Here is a 17,362-nt window from a genome sequence, read left to right on the forward strand (position 1 = left end):
TATATGGAAAAAGTTTTAATTACTGGTGGTGCTGGTTTTATAGGTTCCAACATCGCCTTGAAGTTACTAGCCAAAGGCTATTCAGTTGTCGTGTTAGATTCTCTTTCTGAGCAGATCCATGGTTCTGAACCTGAACATACATCTCCTCTATATATCAGTATTAAGGATAAAGTCGAGTTTATCAAAGGGGACGTTAACAAGCGGGAAGATTGGATGGAGGCTCTTGATGGTGTAAATTACGTCATTCATTTGGCTTCAGAGACGGGTACCGGTCAGTCTATGTATGAGATAGAGAAATATGTTGGTACAAACATCGGTGGTACAGCTTTGTTGCTTGATATTCTTGCCAACAATCCTCATTATGTGAAGCGTGTGGTCGTGGCAGAGTCAAGAGCTATCTATGGTGAGGGTAAATATGTGTGTCCTAAATGTGGTGAAGTCTATCCTTATGAAAGAAAAGAAGAAGACATGAGTAAGGGTGATTTTGAGTGTAAATGCCCTAAATGTGGTGGTGTGGTTCAATTAGTAGGAACTACAGAAGATAGTCTCATACGACCATCATCTGTATATGGCATCACTAAGCAGGTGGAAGGTCAGTTGGTGCATCTCGTTTGCAAGAGTATTGGCATTGAGTCTGTATCATTTAGATACCAAAATGTTTATGGTCCAGGTCAATCTCTTTCTAATCCTTATACTGGAATCCTGAGTATTTTCTCCACACGTATCAAAAATGGTAACGGATTGAATATTTTTGAGGATGGCAAGGAAACAAGAGACTTTGTTTATATTGAAGATGTTGTAGATGCTACAATTTTGGGAATGGAAGTGCCTGAGGCAGATGGGTACGTGTTTAATGTGGGTACTGGAGTTGCTATTGATGTTCTTACTGTGGCACAGACTCTTTGTGATAAGTATGGGATTCAAGTACCTATTACTGTATCAGGGAATTATCGTTTAGGTGATATTCGGCATAATTTTGCAGATATTACCTTAGCTCGCCGGATTTTAAACTTTGAACCGAAATGGAACTTTGCTGATGGCATCGAGCAGTTTGTAAAATGGGTTAATCTTCAAGAGGTGCAGGAAGATAATTATGAAGCATCTATTGAGGAAATGAAGAATAAGGGACTTTATAAATGAAAGTATTGGTTACTGGTGCGAATGGCTACATAGGACGTCATGTGGTCAAATCACTTTTAGATAAAGGTGTAGAGGTGATAGCTTGCGATATTTGTACAAATGACATCGATTCCAGGGCTATGTGCAAGAATTTAAATCTTTTTGATTTGCCGGAAGGAAATGTTTTTGAGAATTTAGGCTCTCCTGATGTTTGCTTGCATATGGCTTGGCGTAATGGCTTCATTCATAATGCACCTACTCAAATGGGTGACCTTTCAGCTCACTACTACTTTCTTACAGCTTTAATTGATGGTGGTTTGAAGCAATTGGCAGTTATGGGAACAATGCATGAGGTAGGCTATTGGGAAGGAGCAATTGATGAAAATACGCCTTGCAATCCGATTTCTATGTATGGTATTGCTAAGGATGCTCTTCGCCGTAGTATGATGCTGTATGCGCAACAGAAAGATGTTGTCTTTCAATGGTTGAGATGTTTTTATATCCTTGGTGACGATATGCGTAATAATTCGATATTCGGTAAGTTGCTGCGGGCTGCGGAAGAAGGGAAAACAACATTTCCGTTTACTACAGGCAAGAACAAGTATGATTTCATAGAAGTTGATAAACTGGCAGATTTACTGGTCTCTTCGGTTGTTCAATCGGAGGTTACAGGCCTCATCAACTGCTGTACAGGTCATCCTGTCAGTCTGGCGGAGAGAGTCGAAACTTTTATTAAAGAACATCATCTGGATATTAAACTTGAGTATGGAGCTTTCCCGGACAGACCTTACGACTCTCCTTGTATTTATGGTGATGCTACGAAAATGAATATAATCATGAAACGATGAAAAGAAAATTATATTACTTCTTTGGTGCGTTTCACATTCTTTGTTATTGTTTTTATCGCCGCAGAATAAAAGAAATAGATGAGGATTTATTTCGCTTTACAGGGGGAGTCGGAATGAAACAATTTGCAGGACAGTTGTTTCGCAAGGAATATCGGACAGTGTTCTATTATAGGTTACCTTTCTATTGGGCTTTCTTCTTGAATATCCTCCTCAGGAAAATGGAAAATTGTGACATTCATTGTCGTATCAAGGGTGGGCTTAAGATTGTACATGGTTTTTCGTCTGTACTGAGTGCCCGTAGTATAGGGAGTAATTTCGAGTTCTATCAGAATGTTACTGTCGGATGGGGAAGAGATGGTAATCCTACTATTGGAGACAATGTAAGCATCTATGCAGGAGCTGTTGTTGCTGGTAATATCCATATAGGAAACAACGTGAAGATTACTGCCAACAGTTTTGTCAGAAAGGATGTGCCTGACAATACTCTAGTGTTTGGTAATCCAGCCCAATATAAGCCTTTAGTTGATGAAAATGTTAACTCTTAATAGTGATTTATGATACCCAAAATTGTTCATTACTCTTGGTTTAGTGGCGACTCATATCCAGAGCACTTGAAGGCTTGCATGGATACATGGAAAAAGGTGTTGCCTGACTATGAATTTGTGTTGTGGGATGCTAAGCGATTGGCGGAGTGTAACAACGTGTTTGCCAATGAGGCGGTGAGTGTGAGAAAATGGGCTTTTGCAGCGGATTTCGTACGCTTGTATGCCGTTTATCATTACGGGGGCATTTGGTTGGATACAGATGTGGAGCTGTTCAAGAGTTTCGATCCTTTTCTCAATGATGGTATGTTTATCGGAAGAGAGTACTATGTGCATCATGACAAGATGGGAGTGGAGTATACAATGCTTACCTCGCATTGTTTTGGTGCGGAGAAAGAGCACCCTTTTATCGGTGAATGTCTAGAATATTATAAGAACCGCCACTTCATCCGTTCGTACAACGAGCGTTTGGAACAGCGTCTACGCTATGATATGACGATTATTCCTGATCTTCAGATGAGCCTAGCGCAGAACTATGGTTTCGATAACCGCAATGTTAACAACAAGAAGCAAGTCCTAGAGAATGGCATACATGTTTATCCTTACCAGTATTTTGATCAGCCAGGTTATACGAGCATGAAGGATGTAGTTTGCATCCATCGTGTTGCACAGAGCTGGAATCCTAACGCTAAGGGTAACACAGCAAATTCTGTTACCGACTTGAAGAAGAAGACCTTAGGATATTACAAAATGAAAGTACAGCGAAGAATTGCAAAAATGATTCAGGACCTTTAGGCTTATTATTTTATTGTTCTATGAGAATTTTATATATCTTAAAACATAATCCTTGGGGTATTGGTGGTGGTTGCTATGCCTGCCGCAATTATCTTGAAGCTTTTGATGAAGTATTTAAGGGAGATGAGTTGGAGGTGTTGGTGTGTACTGAATATTTGGCGCATAGCTTGACCGATAAATTTCCTGAAATTCACTTTGTGGGGGTGAATGAGCGGCAGTTGGTTAGTAAGTTATTATCTCCTGTTACTGGCGAGATGCATCGATTCCAATCTGTTGCGACAAGATTACTAAAAGCAAATCAGTATGATTTGTGTATTTTTGATCATAATTGTATAGCCGGCTCTTTGGCGAAACTCTGCAAAAGACGAGGAGTAAAGACAATAGTATTGAATCATAACTGTGAGTTTGAGTATTATCGGGATAATCATCCTTCTGTTCTTCATCGTATGTTGCTTCTTCCCGTGGTAAAGCGGAATGAGAGGCGGGCCTATCAACTCTGTGATTATAATATCTTCTTGACAAAAGAGGATAAGGAGTTATTCGCACAGTTCTATGGAGCATCGGACACAACAAAGGTAGTAGGAGGATGCTTTATGAGAAAAGGAGAGCAATTGGATATTAATGCATTGAAACCTTTTAATGAAAGAAGACTGAAAGCGGTAATCAGCGGAACGATAGGCAATGTGCAAAACTTGGATGGTATCAACTACTTCTTGAATGAACTTTATCCTTGTGTACCCAAAGATATGGATGTGGTGATAGCTGGAAAGAATCCTCCTGCTGAATTGATTGAACGTCTGAAGAGGTTTGGTAACATCGAGTTGATAGCGAATCCGAAAGATATGGATGCGGTGTTGCGTGACTGTGATATATATCTTTGTCCTACCCGGTTGGGAGGAGGAATGAAACTGCGTGTGATGGATGGCTTGCGTAATGGTTTGCCTGTTATAGCCCACAAAGTATCGGCAAGAGGATATGGAGAATTTGAGAAGAAAGGTATTCTGATAAAATTTGATACAGAAGAACAATTTGCACAGGCGATAATACAAGCTACTACTGCGATAAAAGAGAAGTACTTCTCTAAACGGTATATTGTGGAGCAGAGCTCTATTATTTCATTTGAATATAATCTGAATGTTTTAAAGGAAATATTTAATATATGCTTCGTACGATAATAAAATATATGCGGAATAACTGGTATGAGTTGTTGACCGTTTTTTTGCTATTTACGAATCTTTTTCCTAAAGAGTTTCCGACATTCATATACTATGTGTCGTTTGTATTTATTCTGAATAAAATGATTCGTTTTAATCTATCAGGGAATAGTCATACACGCGTATTTTCTTTTTTTATAGTTTTTCTTTGGTTTGCTAGTATCATCGGCATGGTTTTAGATTTGCGGTTGATCATTTTCTCTACCATTCTCTATATGTGTGCTCCAAGACAGTCGATTGAGTGGCATCTCTATAAATTGAAATTTCTTAAAAATATATTCATAGGTTTTGGATTGGCTACAATGGCTAATTTTTATGCAAAGTTGGCTGGGACTAATCATATGGAACTTGATCCATATTTGGCTGCAATGGGACGTGTGAAAGAATTTGCAGGTTACTGTACACATCCTATGTGGACGAGTGCAGCGGGAGCCATAAGTGCTATGTTCTTTATCAGTATGTCTTTTCGTTCCTTTGTGAAGGAGAAATGGATGAAATTGGGTTGCTATGTCATGGCGCTGATATCGCTGTATGTAGTGGTTATCTCAGGTTCTCGATCGGCATTTGTTTTGTCTTTAGCTAGTAGTATACTTATCGTAAAGATGCAGTCGAAGCGAATGTCGTCTTTATTTATGAATATATCAATTGTGGCAATAACAATAGTAATTTTTGGTCCTATATTAATGAAAAATGCAGGAGCTATGCTCCAAAAGAAAAATAGTTTTGAGATAACGACTGAGCAGACTTCACGTGATGAATTATGGTCTCAACGTATGGCAGAATTCAAATCTTCTCCATTAGTTGGGATTGGTTTTGCAGCCCATGGTGTAGGAAATAATAAAAAAGTTGGGCGTCATGAATCTGGCGGTGGCTACATTAGTGTTTTGTCACAGTCAGGTATAATAGGTGGATGTTTTATCATTTTTATTTGGATAGCCGCTTTTATGTTGCCTGGTAAGATAGGTACTGATCCCAATACCATACTTGTTTATTGTACATTTGTGTTTATGACTATTCATTCTATTTTTGAAGGTTATCTGTTTCAGGGTGGTTGGTATTTATGTTTGGTAATATGGTTAGTCGTGGGTGTTTTGATTGAACATAAGGATCTAATGAAAAAATATCCACAGTTACTGCATGAGTGATTTTATTTATCAAAAATGTACGTATGATACAAGAAACGTTTACTCTGGACTTTTCTGGTTTCACCAATCGCCCTATGTGGCTTATGCAGTTTGTGCCATTGAAACCATCATTTTTTGTATATGAGATGATTATCATTTTGCAAAATATAGTATTGAATGAAAATAGCTTATCTGATTTGTGCACATACCGACTGCACGCAACTAAATAGGTTAATAAAGGCTTTAGCCTATCATCAAGAAACGGGGTTCTTTGTTCATTTGGACAAAAAGTCGCAGATAACTCCCCAGGATGTACAGACTCCCCAAGATGTATTGGAGTTAAGTGTGATTAAGATCGTAAATGTTAATTGGGGAGGGTACTCACAGTGTGAGGCCATCTTAGCTTTGATACAAAGAGCTATGGAGTCGAAGATGAAGTACGATCGGTTTGTGTATATTTCGGGCTTGGATTATCCGATATGGCCAAATTCTCGGATCTTGCATTACTTTGAGACGTATAGAAATAAAGAGTGTATTATGGCTCTTAATTTATCTGAACTGAGAGAACCTCGTAAGATGCCCGAGCGAATAAAGGCATACCATTTTTTTAGGGATAGCAAGATTGATAATCCTCAATTAAAGCGCCTGCTTTGCGGAGGGATGCGGTGGATTACGAGACTCTTTTTCTTTGAATATCGCAATCACTTCAAAGGAATGCCCATTTATGAGGGTTCATCGTGGTGGGCACTTTCGAGGGAGTGTTTGCAATATGTGTTGGATTACTACCGAATAAATGGTAAACAAGTTAAAAAATATTTTAAGTATACTTTTGCTCCCGATGAGATGATGTTACATACATTGGTGTTTAATTCGTCTTTCGGGAAAAATGCACTACTCTATAAAAAGAAGAACTATCCAGGATTAGTGGACCTAACCCCATTGCATTATATAGAGTATGATGATGCTATTGCAATTTATGAGGAAAGGGACTATGATAAACTACTTGCTTCAGGTAAAATGTTCTGTAGAAAGGTGAAGACTGGTAGATCGGACGAGCTAATGAATAAAATTGATTTATATAGAAACAGATGAAGAGGCTCTTCTTAATTTTATTGAGTGTAATTGTCTTTTTGCTTTCTGTAGAATTTCTGTTACGTTTTGTCTTTGGTTTCTGCAATGCGATGCTTTACACATCCAGTGATGCATACGAATATATAGCAGCTCCTAATCAAAACCGATATCGGCTGGGGGCTCACATCCACATTAATTCTTATTCGCAACGATGTGAGGAACCGGATTCTACGAAAGTGAGGGTGCTCGGCTTGGGCGATTCGGTACTGTTTGGCGGTACTATGACGGATCAGGAAGATTTGGCTTCTTCCATTTTTTCAGAAGAGACGGGCATACAGATGCTGAATATCTCAGCAGGAAGTTGGGGGCCGGATAATTGTGCGGCTTATCTACGTGAAAAGGGGGTATTCGGAGCTAAGGCAGTGGTATTAGTGTGCAGTAGTCATGATGCGTACGATAGGATGTCGCATGTACCAGTAGTCGGTTTGTACCCCAATTATCCCGATAAGCAATATAGATGGGCTATTGGGGAACTTATAGATAGATATGTGATACCTAAGATTTCTTTTTATTGGAAGAAAACAAAACAACAACTGGATCCTGATGAAACGGTGGTGAAGCTGGTTGAGAATGCTACAGTGCAACCCAAATCATCTATGGAATACCCTGTTAATGAGGGATTTGATGAGCTGAAAGAAATTGCGGATTCGGTGGGAATACCTTTGTTTGTCTATTTACATGCTGAAAGGGGGGAGGTGATGTGTGGCGAATATAACGTGATGGGAAAGGCTATCATAGAATGGATGGAAAAGAATAAGATTCCTTGTCTGAAGGGAATAGATGCTGGTGAGTCGGTGGAGATGTATAGAGATGGTATTCATTTGAATGAGAAGGGGCAAAGGCACTTGGCGAAGTGTTTAGAGCAGTTGATCGAAATTAAGCAATAGCAAATATTTATAATTAGTATGACTTTGAGGAAATTAGCTATAGTGCAGCCGGAGGTACCGCATTATCGGGAAGAGTTTTTTGCAGGGATACGTGAACGCTGTGAAAGGGCTGATGTGTATGTGTATAATTCGCAGAAGGTAGCAGCAGGGAATGGTTTTAAAGTGCAAAGTGTGGGAGTAAGTTATATCTCGAATTTACAGTGGCATGGGATACTGTGGTATAATCCTTTTAAGTTATTACGAAAAGAATATGACACTTTGGTATTGATGTTACATTTTGCACATATTACTACATGGTTATTATTGCTTACAAAGTTTATTCATAGGAAACGGATTATTCTTTATGGTCAGGGGATTTCGGTAAAACGTTATTTAAGGGAAGAACAAAAAGTTGATTGGAAATTAAAAGGGATGATATCTTTAGCCGATGGCGTATGGTTATATATGCCGAAGGAGGAGCAACAATGGAGGAAAATATTTCCTAGGAAACCGATAGTAGCATTGAATAATACTGTGACGGGGATGAAGGAGATTATATCACATATTCCTGCTATGACGAAGATAGAACTGAAAGAGAAGTATGCTATTAAGGAGGAGAGGATACTCATTTTCTGTGCTAGGTTTACTTCACCTTACCGTAGAGTTGATTTATTACTGCAAACAATTGAGAATTTGGATAGAGAACGTTTTGGATTTATTATTATCGGGGATGGAGTGAATAAACCCGATTTTATGAAATATACCAATGTACATGACTTTGGGGCGGTGTATGATGTGGAGGTAAAACGAGAACTTTTTGCGATAGCTGACATTTATTACCAGCCGGGATGGGTGGGATTATCTATAGTAGAGGCAATGGGTTATGGTCTACCTGTCTTTACTTTCAAACGTTCTACGGAGACATTGCAGTGTGTAGAATATAGCTATATTGAAGATGGAATAAATGGCAGAATTCTTGAGACAATAGATGAATGTGTGGAAGTGATAACTGGAAGTAAGGATGAAGAGATCGTACAAATGGGTGAGAAAGCAAAAGATTTAGCTAAAACGCTTCTTGTGGAGAATATGGTGAATCAGGCAATGGGTATATTAGAATGAAAATATTACATTATACTCCCAGTATTGACCGTACTTGGGGAGGAACAGCTTTTTATATGCAGCTACTGGCTAAGGAGCTGGGACAGTTAGTACAACTGCATGTTGCTTCTCATGCAAGTATGAATGAACTGGTGATGGAGCACTGTACGGTGCATAAACTGTCTTCATGGAAAAATAGATTTAAACTGAAACATGAATGGAAGGAATTGCTGGAGTCGATAAAACCTGATGTGGTGCATATTAACTGCTGTTGGACACCTAGTTGTGCGTTGCTGCAGCGATGGGCGCAGACATGGGGATATAAGGTCGTACTTACACCTCATGGTATGCTGGAACCATGGATTTTGGCTCGTCATTACTGGACACGCAAAATGCCTGCATTGTTACTCTATCAGAAGGCTGCTGTGAAACGAGCGGATTATTTACATGCTACGGCTGTAAGTGAAAAGAAAAATTTGTTGAATTTGGGCTATAACACTAAGATTGAGGTGATAGCTAATGGGGTAGATGTAGAGAGCATTGAACTGAAAAGATCGTGGAGACGAAATAAAGAAATTCTATTTTTGAGTCGGGTACATGTAAAGAAAGGTATTGAATTTTTGATTGAGGCGGTGGCAAAACTGAAAAATGAACTCGAAGATTATGTGGTGAACGTGGCTGGTGAAGGTGAAGTTGCTTACGTTGAAGAATTGAAACTATTGGTTGAAAAGTTAGGTGTGGGGGAGATTATCCGCTTTACAGGCGGGGTATATGGTAGTCAAAAGTGGGAACTTTTCCAACGTGCCGACCTCTTTGTATTGCCTACTTATAGTGAGAATTTTGGTATTGTAGTGGCGGAAGCGTTAGCTAGTGGAACACCTGTAATTACTACTAAGGGTACACCTTGGAAAGATTTAAAGAGTAATTGTTGTGGCTGGTGGACAGAAGTGGGCACAGAGTCTACGGTACAGGCTCTGCGTGCTTTCCTTACGCTTTCGGAAAAGGAGTTGGAGGTGATGGGACGTAATGGTCGTAAGTTGGTAGAGGAGAAGTACTCTGAACACAAAGTGGCAGAGGAGTTTGTAAAATTATACAATAAAATAATGAAAGTATGAGCAAGGTAGATTTAAGTGCTTTCTCTGCGGGAGACTTTGATAAAGGGGCTAGTAGAGTGAAGATGATAGTGTGGTACTTTGTAAATGCTTTGTTGGTACGTGCTTCGTGGAACCCTTGCATGAGGGTAAAGATTGTTTTACTTCGTGCTTTTGGGGCGTGTATTGGTAAGGGACTGGTCATTAAAAATAATGTGACGATCAAGTTTCCTTGGAAACTGACCATAGGGGATAACGTATGGTTAGGTGAACAGTGCTGGATAGATAATTTAGACAATGTGACTATCGGTAATAATGTATGTATTTCGCAAGGCGCATTATTGCTTACAGGGAATCATGATTATACAGTTTCTTCCATGCCTTACCGGAATGCTTCTATTACATTGGAAGATGGAGTTTGGGTAGGTAGCAAGGCGGTAGTTTGCCCGGGAGTAAGGATGCGTGAGAACTCAATAGCTACTGTAGGAAGTGTGATAACGAAGAATACGGAAGCAGATGGTATCTATCAGGGGACACCTGCAAAGATGATTAGGAAAAGAGAAGTCAATGATGAATGAAAGGAAACCCGAAGTAATAATGCAAATGTTCTAGAATATTCGAAACAGTTTTTTATGAAAGTATCTATAATAACATCGTGTTTTAATCGTGCGGCGACGATTCGTGATGCCATAGAGAGTGTCTTGGCACAGGACTATAATAATATAGAGTTTATTGTTGTAGATGGGGCGAGTACGGATGGCTCGTTAGAGATTGTTAGGGAATATGAAGATCGTATCTCAACTATTATCTCGGAGCCTGATCATGGAATGTATGAAGCCATTAATAAGGGAATTCGTGTGGCTACAGGTGATGTAATCGGATTGCTGCATTCGGATGATTTCTTCTATGATAATGGGGTGGTAAGCCGTATTGCGGAACGTATGAAAATCACTCGAGCTGATTTCTTGTATGGAGATGGGCTTTTTGTGAATCCTAATAATACAGATAAAGTGGTACGTAACTGGATTGGAGGTAGTTATCGACTTTGGAAAGTACGTCACGGTTGGTTACCACTGCATCCTACCTGTTACATTCGTCGTGAGGTGGTAAACCGTTTAGGGCTCTATAACGAAAGCTATAAAATAGCAGCAGATAGCGATTTATTGTTACGCTATCTTATTACGGGAGGACTTACGACAACTTATTTGGGAGAGTATATTGTGAAGATGCGTATGGGGGGACTTTCTACTGATAGTGCTAAGCGTAAAAAAATGTGGGATGAGGATATACGGGTATATGCTTCGCACGGTATGGCTCCTACTTTGACGAAGTTGGAGAAAATGGCATGGAAAGTGCCGCAGTTTGTGTTAGCATTGTTAAAACGCTAATGACTATTTAATAGAGTGTAAAAAGAAATAGAATTATACAATGATATGAAAGGTATTGTTTTAGCCGGTGGTAGTGGTACACGTTTGTATCCTATTACCAAGGGTATTAGTAAACAACTAATTCCGATTTTTGATAAACCGATGATTTATTATCCCATTTCGGTTTTGATGTTAGCGGGTATCCGTGAGATATTGATAATTTCTACTCCACATGACTTGCCGGGATTTAAGCGTTTGTTGGGTGATGGTAGTGACTATGGTGTGAGGTTTGAGTATGCAGAACAACCGTCACCTGATGGATTGGCGCAGGCTTTTATTATTGGTGAGGATTTTATTGGCAGTGATTCGGTCTGTTTGGTACTAGGGGATAATATCTTTCATGGCAATGGCTTTAGTGCCATGTTGAAAGAGGCGGTGTGCATGGCAGAAAAGGAGCATAAAGCTACCGTGTTTGGCTATTGGGTAAGTGATCCGGAACGTTATGGGGTTGCGGAGTTTGATGATGAAGGTAATTGCTTAAGCATTGAGGAAAAACCTGTACAGCCAAAATCAAACTATGCGGTAGTAGGGCTTTATTTCTATCCTAATAGGGTGGTAGATGTAGCGAAGCGCATCAAACCATCAGCTCGTGGGGAATTGGAGATAACCACTGTGAATCAGCAATTTTTGGGGGATAGTGAGTTGAAAGTACAGACACTGGGACGTGGCTTTGCTTGGTTGGATACGGGTACACACGACTCATTGAGTGAAGCATCGACCTTTATTGAGGTGATTGAAAAACGGCAGGGACTGAAAGTGGCTTGTCTGGAAGGTATAGCTTTCAGACAAGGATGGATTGATGCCGACAAGATGCGTGAGTTGGCCCAACCGATGCTGAAGAATCAATATGGGCAGTATTTGTTGCAGGTGGTAGAGGAAGTGGAACGTACAGGAAAAAGTAACTTATGAGTAAAAGAAATATTATCATTACCGGTGGTGCCGGATTTATAGGCAGCCATGTGGTGCGTTTGTTTGTGAACAAGTATCCCGATTATCATATTATCAATCTGGACAAGTTGACTTATGCGGGAAATTTGGCTAACTTAAAAGATGTAGAGAATAGACCAAACTACACTTTTGTGAAAGCGGATATTTGTGACTTTGAGATGATGCTGAAGATTTTCAAACAGTATCATGTAGATGGGGTCATTCATTTAGCTGCCGAAAGTCACGTGGATCGTAGTATCAGAGATCCGTTTACTTTCGCTCGTACTAATGTTCTTGGAACTCTCTCTTTATTACAAGCTGCCAGGTTAACTTGGGAGTATCTTCCGGAAGGCTATGAGGGTAAGCGTTTCTATCATATTTCAACAGATGAGGTGTACGGAGCCTTGGAACTAACGCATCCGGAAGGAAAGTCATCAGAAATATCAGCACACGAAGTATATGGCGATGAGTTTTTCAAAGAGACAACAAAGTATAATCCACACTCACCCTATTCGGCTTCGAAAGCAGGTAGCGACCACTTTGTACGCGCTTTTCACGATACTTATGGTATGCCGACTATCGTGACTAACTGTTCGAACAACTATGGACCTTATCAGTTTCCCGAAAAGCTAATTCCATTGTTTATTAACAATATCCGTCATCGCAAACCGTTACCGGTATATGGTAAGGGAGAGAATGTGCGTGACTGGCTCTATGTGGTAGATCATGCAAGGGCTATAGACGTGATTTTCCATAATGGTAAGATTGCGGATACATATAACATCGGTGGCTTTAACGAGTGGAAGAACATAGACATTATTCATGTGATTATTAAGACTGTGGACCGATTGCTGGGTAATCCTGAAGGGTATAGCGAGGGATTGATTACTTATGTAATGGACCGTATGGGACACGACTTACGCTATGCCATTGACTCTACGAAACTGAAGAATGAATTGGGTTGGGAGCCTAGTCTGCAGTTTGAAGAGGGGATTGAGAAAACAGTGCAGTGGTATCTGGATAATCAGGAGTGGATGGATAATATCACCAGTGGTGCCTATGAGAGCTACTACGAGGATATGTATAAGAATAGATAAGTATCTGTATGGAAGTTATTAAGACAAATATTGAAGGGGTGGTGATCATTGAACCGCGTCTTTTTAAGGATGACAGGGGGTATTTCTTCGAATCGTTTTCGCAAAGGGAGTTTGATGAAAAGGTACGTCCTATTAAGTTTGTACAGGATAATGAAAGTATGTCCTCGTATGGAGTGATGAGGGGGCTGCATTTTCAAACTATGCCTTACAGCCAAAGTAAGTTGGTACGTTGCGTAAAGGGTGCAGTGCTGGATGTGGCTGTTGATATCCGCAAGGGTTCGCCTACCTATGGTCAGCATGTAGCGGTAGAGTTGACAGGGGAAAATCATCGTCAATTCTTTATTCCTCGTGGTTTTGCTCATGGTTTTGCTGTATTGAGTGAAATTGCAGTGTTTCAATATAAATGTGATAACTTTTATGCTCCACAGCATGATGGAGGCATCAGCATATTAGATGAATCACTTGGTATTTGTTGGAGAATTCCTACAGGCAAGGCTATCTTAAGTGAGAAGGACACTAAGCATCCACTATTGAAAGATTTTGAATCTCCATTTCTGTATGGAGAGGATTTATATAAATAGCATATAATAATAACGAAATATGTAGCTCCCTAACTTCATGCTACACACATGAATCCCCTACATTCTGCAGGTTGGGAAAAAATACAGCGGTATATTTCTGATCTGTCCCCTCATATTAGCAAAATGCTGATATGTATTCTGAATATATCAACTGTCTGTGAAGATTTGATATATTGTTTTTTAATAGCGTGTTTATTGATTAAAGATAATATTCAGATTTCTAGTTTTGTATAATAGAAAGAATTAGAATGTTTTTTATTGATTATCTATTGTGTTTTTGAAAGAAAATGCATTTCTTTGTGGTATAGATAAAAGCGATTTATTATGTTGACTACTGTAGAATATTTATCTTTGCTTCGTGAATATATGCGAAAGAATGCTGCTGAATATGGTATTTCTCGCATGGGGATATTGGGTTCCGTTGCTCGTGGTGAACAACATGAGGGTAGTGATGTCGATATTTGTGTTGAAATTGATAGACCTTCTATCTTTACTTTAGTTCATATTAAAGAAGAATTGGAAAAACTATTGAAATGCCCTGTTGATGTGGTTCGATTGCGAAATAATATGGATGAATTATTGAGAGGGTGTATCAATAAAGATGGAATTTATGTGTAAAAATTTGCAGAAGTTAAAAGATGTGCTACAACAAATCATAGACGATTTGAAAGTATCCAATCAAGCGATTGACTAAATGATTTTTTTATCTCAAATTTCTAAAATACGTCCGTACCTTCTGTGTCTGAATATGTTTATTTCTAAAATGGAGGATTTGTTGACTTTTAAGTAGGGTATAGTGAAGTCCCTTATTTTATCTCATATTCCTGAAGTATGCACGTATCTTCCTCATAATCTTGATTCCCATTACCACCCCATCGAATATCGCCATGCCTGTATTGAACGAACGCATAATGGCATCCGCTTTGTTGGTAGCCGGAGCTAGCGGAGCGAATATCTCGCGTGTTGTGGCAGTCATGGCTTTCTTTTGAGCATGAATCTCATTTAGAAGTTTCTTTTTACGTTCTGCGATTTCTTCTAAAGTAATTTTCTGTGGTGGTGTTTGTGCACTCATAATTTATTTATTTGAATCGGTTAAAAATAAATTAGCGAGGAAGTTCACCATCGGAGAGATGATGAGCTGCTTGCGGAAAATAATAACTAGGAAGATAAGGACGATGTTGATACCGGCAATAATGGCAAAACTAGCCATGAGACCACCGACCAATGGCTCTAATATGTAAGCCAATGCAAAAAGCAGGTAAAACAGGGCTACCATGCCTAAGATAATAAGTACTAATATCATGATTAACGTTGAGAATAGTATGGTTAACTTTTCCGTTAATTCTAATTTGGTGTATTCTTTCTGAAGTTCTAAATATTTCTTGAACTCGAAAAATAACTGCTGGAAATTCTCAATACTTTTATCGTCTGCAAACATGGTCGCTCTGTTTTAGTCTGTTGTTACTCATTTACTCTGCTATTTCTCCTTTCATCTCAGCTGCAATCTCGTCAACAAGATTTTCCATCTCATTACGGTTGAGCTTGATACCTTTCTTACGGAGAATCTCTGCAATTTTATGACGAGTATCTTCTCCCTTCTCAGGAGCAAATAAAATACCAAGGGCTGCGCCTACGGCTGCACCACCCAGAAAAGCTGCTAATACATTCAATCCTTTCATAATTTGTAATGTTTAAAATGATTATGATACAACAAATATAACATTTTTATTGAAAGGTTGTTCATGAAAACGAAAAAAAAGTGCTTAGTTTTATATTTATTTTTTTCTTCTTCGGTTTAATCTTATTTAACTGACTTTCGAGACTAACCAATATGACTTAAGGCGTACTTTTGCCAACTAATATTGTAAATCGAAACATAATGGAAGCTAAAATTGTTTTTATTACCGGTGCCAGTAGCGGAATTGGTGAAGGTTGTGCCCGTAAGTTTGCAAAAGAGGGATGGAACTTGATTCTGAATGCACGCACCGTGTCGAAGTTGGAGGAACTGAAGGCTGAATTGGAAAAGATGTATGGTGTGCGGGTATATATACTTCCTTTTGATGTACGTGACCGGAAGCAGGCTGCCGCAGCTTTGGAATCTTTGCCCGAAGAATGGAAAGCGATTGATGTGCTGGTCAACAATGCCGGACTGGTGATTGGCGTGGATAAGGAGTTTGAGGGGAGTCTGGATGAGTGGGACATCATGATCGATACGAATATAAGAGGGTTGCTGGCTATGACACGCATGGTAGTACCCGGTATGGTGGAACGCGGACGCGGACATGTTATCAATATCGGTTCTATTGCCGGTGATGCCGCTTATCCCGGAGGAAGCGTGTATTGTGCGACTAAAGCTGCTGTAAAAGCTCTGTCGGACGGTTTGCGGATTGATTTGGTGGATACACCATTGAGAGTAACGAATATTAAGCCGGGTATGGTGGAAACAAATTTTACGGTAGTACGTTATCGTGGAGATAAAGAGGCTGCTGATAATTTTTACAAAGGGATTCGTCCGTTGACGGGAGATGATATTGCCGAGACTGTCTATTTTGCCGCATCGGCTCCCGAGCATATTCAGATTGCGGAGGTACTTTTAATGCCTACTTATCAGGCTACGGGTACTATTTCGTACAAGAAAAAGACGGAATAGAGGTTTTTTTGCCGGATTTCTTTGCCGGATGATAAAATTTCTATTATTTTGTTGCCCGAAACTAAATGTAGATGGACAAGGATATAGAATTATTAATTAAAACAAGAGTATAGGATTATGAAAAAATTAGTCGTATTGGGAATGGGAGTATGCTTGGTGCTGGCTTTTGCATCTTGTAAATCCAGCGAAAGCGCCTATAAGAAAGCTTACGAGAAAGCAAAACAGCAGGAACTGGCGGAACCGCAGGTGGAAGCTCCGGTAGAAGTGACTCCGGTAGTGGCAGCTCCTGTGACAACACCTAAGGTGGCAGATACATCCGGCGTTCGCCAGGAAAAAGTTACAGTGGTTTCCGGCAATGAGGGATTGAAAGATTATAGTGTAGTGGCAGGTAGTTTTGGCGTTAAAGCAAATGCGGAAGGTCTGAAAGATTGGTTGGACGCACAAGGTTATCAGTCAACTATCGCATTCAATGCAGATAAGGCGATGTATCGTGTTATCGTAAGTTCATTTGCCGATAAAGCTGCAGCAGCTGAAGCCCGTGATGCTTTTAAAGCCAAGTATCCGAACCGTTCGGACTTCCAGGGAGCCTGGTTGCTGTATCGTGTTTATTGATTTCTTTTTGGTAATATATACTTGGAAAGAACAAATGTTGTTTCCAAATAAGAAGGCGGTAACTGGGAAGTTACTGCTTTTTTATTGAGAAAGGGTGAATATCTATTTAGATATTTTTATCTTTCTACTAAAAGAAGTTATAAATGTCGGTGGGGAAACTTTTATAGCAAAGAAAGTTTTTACTTTTGTCAATTCTTAATTTGGAGAATCCACAGCCTTGATGGAAATGAGGTTTTAATA

General features: G+C 39.5%; 21 protein-coding genes. 18 read left to right on the forward strand and 3 right to left on the reverse strand.

Going from position 1 to position 17,362, the window contains the following annotated elements:
* The first annotated feature begins 3 nt into the window (after nucleotides 1–3).
* From GD630_RS04605 to GD630_RS04680, 16 genes are all read left to right on the forward strand, one after another.
* The gene (locus GD630_RS04605) at nucleotides 4–1,140 is read left to right on the forward strand and encodes an SDR family NAD(P)-dependent oxidoreductase (protein ID WP_143864654.1); all 1,137 of its coding nucleotides are present in this window, start codon (nucleotides 4–6) and stop codon (nucleotides 1,138–1,140) included.
* Nucleotides 1,137–1,967, forward strand: coding sequence for an NAD-dependent epimerase/dehydratase family protein (locus GD630_RS04610; protein ID WP_143864653.1), 831 nt, complete (start codon nucleotides 1,137–1,139; stop codon nucleotides 1,965–1,967). Before GD630_RS04605 ends, GD630_RS04610 begins: the two co-directional genes overlap by 4 nt.
* Entirely contained in the window at nucleotides 1,964–2,512 is a 549-nt protein-coding gene (locus GD630_RS04615) for a serine acetyltransferase (RefSeq protein ID WP_143864652.1), read from the forward strand. The genes GD630_RS04610 and GD630_RS04615 overlap by 4 nt, the downstream gene beginning before the upstream one ends.
* Before the next feature lie 9 nt (nucleotides 2,513–2,521).
* On the forward strand, nucleotides 2,522–3,304 hold the full coding sequence (locus tag GD630_RS04620; RefSeq protein ID WP_143864651.1) for a glycosyltransferase family 32 protein: 783 nt from the start codon (nucleotides 2,522–2,524) through the stop codon (nucleotides 3,302–3,304).
* 20 nt (nucleotides 3,305–3,324) lie between these two features.
* The gene (locus tag GD630_RS04625; RefSeq protein ID WP_143864650.1) at nucleotides 3,325–4,479 is read left to right on the forward strand and encodes a glycosyltransferase; all 1,155 of its coding nucleotides are present in this window, start codon (nucleotides 3,325–3,327) and stop codon (nucleotides 4,477–4,479) included.
* A gap of 122 nt (nucleotides 4,480–4,601) precedes the next feature.
* Entirely contained in the window at nucleotides 4,602–5,663 is a 1,062-nt protein-coding gene (locus GD630_RS04630) for an O-antigen ligase family protein (RefSeq protein ID WP_143864649.1), read from the forward strand.
* A 156-nt stretch (nucleotides 5,664–5,819) separates the two neighbouring features.
* Nucleotides 5,820–6,734 (forward strand): beta-1,6-N-acetylglucosaminyltransferase, encoded by a 915-nt coding sequence (locus GD630_RS04635; RefSeq protein ID WP_143864648.1) that lies wholly within the window; start codon nucleotides 5,820–5,822, stop codon nucleotides 6,732–6,734.
* On the forward strand, nucleotides 6,731–7,660 hold the full coding sequence (locus tag GD630_RS04640; protein WP_143864647.1) for an SGNH/GDSL hydrolase family protein: 930 nt from the start codon (nucleotides 6,731–6,733) through the stop codon (nucleotides 7,658–7,660). The genes GD630_RS04635 and GD630_RS04640 overlap by 4 nt, the downstream gene beginning before the upstream one ends.
* Before the next feature lie 18 nt (nucleotides 7,661–7,678).
* Entirely contained in the window at nucleotides 7,679–8,758 is a 1,080-nt protein-coding gene (locus GD630_RS04645; RefSeq protein WP_143864646.1) for a glycosyltransferase, read from the forward strand.
* A complete protein-coding gene (locus GD630_RS04650) occupies nucleotides 8,755–9,852 on the forward strand; it encodes a glycosyltransferase (RefSeq protein ID WP_143864645.1) in 1,098 nt (365 codons plus the stop codon). Before GD630_RS04645 ends, GD630_RS04650 begins: the two co-directional genes overlap by 4 nt.
* On the forward strand, nucleotides 9,849–10,406 hold the full coding sequence (locus GD630_RS04655; RefSeq protein ID WP_143864644.1) for a WcaF family extracellular polysaccharide biosynthesis acetyltransferase: 558 nt from the start codon (nucleotides 9,849–9,851) through the stop codon (nucleotides 10,404–10,406). The genes GD630_RS04650 and GD630_RS04655 overlap by 4 nt, the downstream gene beginning before the upstream one ends.
* Nucleotides 10,407–10,460: 54 nt before the next feature.
* Nucleotides 10,461–11,216, forward strand: coding sequence for a glycosyltransferase family 2 protein (locus GD630_RS04660; protein ID WP_143864643.1), 756 nt, complete (start codon nucleotides 10,461–10,463; stop codon nucleotides 11,214–11,216).
* A gap of 45 nt (nucleotides 11,217–11,261) precedes the next feature.
* Nucleotides 11,262–12,164, forward strand: a complete 903-nt coding sequence (gene rfbA / locus GD630_RS04665; RefSeq protein ID WP_143864642.1) for a glucose-1-phosphate thymidylyltransferase RfbA — start codon at nucleotides 11,262–11,264, stop codon at nucleotides 12,162–12,164.
* Nucleotides 12,161–13,279, forward strand: a complete 1,119-nt coding sequence (gene rfbB / locus GD630_RS04670; RefSeq protein WP_143864641.1) for a dTDP-glucose 4,6-dehydratase — start codon at nucleotides 12,161–12,163, stop codon at nucleotides 13,277–13,279. Before rfbA ends, rfbB begins: the two co-directional genes overlap by 4 nt.
* Nucleotides 13,280–13,287: 8 nt before the next feature.
* Nucleotides 13,288–13,860 (forward strand): dTDP-4-dehydrorhamnose 3,5-epimerase, encoded by a 573-nt coding sequence (gene rfbC / locus GD630_RS04675; protein ID WP_143864640.1) that lies wholly within the window; start codon nucleotides 13,288–13,290, stop codon nucleotides 13,858–13,860.
* Nucleotides 13,861–14,184: 324 nt separating this feature from the next.
* Complete coding sequence (locus GD630_RS04680) at nucleotides 14,185–14,478, forward strand: nucleotidyltransferase family protein (protein ID WP_143864639.1); 294 nt, start codon at nucleotides 14,185–14,187, stop codon at nucleotides 14,476–14,478.
* Nucleotides 14,479–14,671: 193 nt separating this feature from the next.
* Here the strand turns inward: GD630_RS04680 and GD630_RS04685 are convergent, their stop codons facing one another.
* From GD630_RS04685 to GD630_RS04695, 3 genes are read right to left on the reverse strand one after another with little or no spacing between them, the layout of a single operon-like run.
* Entirely contained in the window at nucleotides 14,672–14,932 is a 261-nt protein-coding gene (locus GD630_RS04685; RefSeq protein ID WP_007759319.1) for a hypothetical protein, read from the reverse strand.
* Between the two features lie 3 nt (nucleotides 14,933–14,935).
* Nucleotides 14,936–15,298, reverse strand: coding sequence for a phage holin family protein (locus tag GD630_RS04690; RefSeq protein WP_007759320.1), 363 nt, complete (start codon nucleotides 15,296–15,298; stop codon nucleotides 14,936–14,938).
* Between the two features lie 31 nt (nucleotides 15,299–15,329).
* Complete coding sequence (locus GD630_RS04695; protein WP_007753720.1) at nucleotides 15,330–15,539, reverse strand: YtxH domain-containing protein; 210 nt, start codon at nucleotides 15,537–15,539, stop codon at nucleotides 15,330–15,332.
* 200 nt (nucleotides 15,540–15,739) lie between these two features.
* Between GD630_RS04695 and GD630_RS04700 the strand changes: the two genes are divergently transcribed.
* Both GD630_RS04700 and GD630_RS04705 read left to right on the forward strand, forming a co-directional pair.
* Nucleotides 15,740–16,510, forward strand: coding sequence for an SDR family oxidoreductase (locus GD630_RS04700; protein ID WP_007759322.1), 771 nt, complete (start codon nucleotides 15,740–15,742; stop codon nucleotides 16,508–16,510).
* Nucleotides 16,511–16,627: 117 nt separating this feature from the next.
* The gene (locus GD630_RS04705) at nucleotides 16,628–17,122 is read left to right on the forward strand and encodes an SPOR domain-containing protein (RefSeq protein ID WP_007759326.1); all 495 of its coding nucleotides are present in this window, start codon (nucleotides 16,628–16,630) and stop codon (nucleotides 17,120–17,122) included.
* Nucleotides 17,123–17,362: the final 240 nt, after the last annotated feature.

This window comes from Bacteroides zhangwenhongii, assembly GCF_009193325.2.
GTDB classification, from domain to species: domain Bacteria; phylum Bacteroidota; class Bacteroidia; order Bacteroidales; family Bacteroidaceae; genus Bacteroides; species Bacteroides zhangwenhongii.